Origin of the sequence: Nitratidesulfovibrio oxamicus (assembly GCF_015731765.1) — a bacterium.
GTDB classification, from domain to species: domain Bacteria; phylum Desulfobacterota; class Desulfovibrionia; order Desulfovibrionales; family Desulfovibrionaceae; genus Cupidesulfovibrio; species Cupidesulfovibrio oxamicus.
Window position 1 is genome coordinate 1 of sequence record NZ_VRYY01000558.1, and the last position, 1,369, is coordinate 1,369.

General features: G+C 70.7%; 1 protein-coding gene and 1 pseudogene. One reads left to right on the forward strand and one right to left on the reverse strand.

Annotation, left to right across the window (positions count from 1 at the left end):
* On the forward strand, window positions 1–627 hold a 627-nt coding region (locus FVW20_RS15530; RefSeq protein WP_196610313.1), incomplete at its 5' end, for an NUDIX domain-containing protein.
* A gap of 66 nt (window positions 628–693) precedes the next feature.
* On the opposite strand, the pseudogene FVW20_RS15535 reads toward FVW20_RS15530, so the two are convergent.
* Window positions 694–1,369, reverse strand: a pseudogene (locus tag FVW20_RS15535) (hypothetical protein); the annotation flags it as partial.

Consider the following 1,369-nt stretch of genomic DNA (forward strand, 5'->3'; position numbering starts at 1 on the left):
GCCGCGCGCATCCGGGCGCTGGCCACGGCGCTGCTGCCCGCGGGGCGCGCCCGAGACTTCAACCAGGCGCTCATGGAACTGGGCGCGCTGGTCTGCCGCAAGAAACCGCACTGCGCCTCATGCCCGCTGGCCGACCTGTGCGAAAGCCTGCGCCTGGGCATTCCGCACGAGCGGCCCGTGCCGGGACGCAAGCAGCCCATCGTCCCGCTGGACGTGGCCACAGGCGTGCTGGTGCACGGCAACCGCATCTTCATCCAGAAGCGGCCCGACGAGGGCGTATGGGCTGGGTTCTGGGAATTTCCCGGCGGTCGCGTGGAAAAGGACGAGGCCCCGGATGCGACCATCGTGCGCGAATACGCCGAGGAAACCGCCTTCCGCATTGCGGTGCGTGACAAGCTGGCGGTAATCCGCCACGGGTATACCACCTACCGGGTCGCCCTGCACTGCTACCTGTGCGAACTGGACGGGAACATGGCCGGGGAACCGCCCGTGCCGCCGGTTCTGGACGCAGCCACCGAGTACCGCTGGGTGGAATTCGCGGACTTGCCGCGCTTCACCTTTCCCGCCGGGCACCGCAAGCTCATCGACCAGCTGACCACGGACCTGCGCTTCGCCCCGTACCGGTAGCGCGCCGACACGCGGTGGGCCTTGCCTTCCTGCCCTGCCCTTTGGAGCACTGGCGCTTCGCGCCGCCTACGGACGCCGGAACACCACGAAGTGTTCCGTCTCGTCCACCGCGCGCCACTCCCGCCGCACCCGCGCGGGCACGGAATAGCGGGTGCGCTCGTACCCGTCCGGGGCCACGGTGTCCATCTGGTCGCGCTCCATGAACACCACCACGTCGCGGGCCACCAGCAGATCGTACACCTCGTCCACCCGTCCGCTGATCTCGCCGTCCTGCAACCATTCGGCGGGCAGGGCGGGCCGATCGCCGGTCAGCAGGTACGCCAGCGGAAAGCCGGGCAGCGTCTTGTAGTTGGCCCCGTACCGCGCGCGCAGGTCGCGCAGGTCGCGCAGGGTGCCCAGCAGAACGGTGTCCACCTTCACCCCGGACAGGCGCGGAAACACCGTGCCCGCGTCGTGCACCAGTTCCTCGCGCGAAAGGGGCCGCTGGGGAAACACGTAGGGATACTGGTACCCGGCCCGGAACATGACCAGCCCGCAGGCCAGGGCCACCCACGCCAGCGTGGCCGCCCTGCCCCCCAGGCGCGCGTGCACCAGCATGGCCGCCAGCCACAGGGGCGCGGCAAAGAAGGCCGGGGACTTGTAGCCCCAACTGATGCCCGAGGACCACGCCAGCAACAGCCCCACGCCCAGCAGCACGGCGGCCCGCCCCGCCGGGGACAGGGCGGTGGATGCGCCCCGCGCC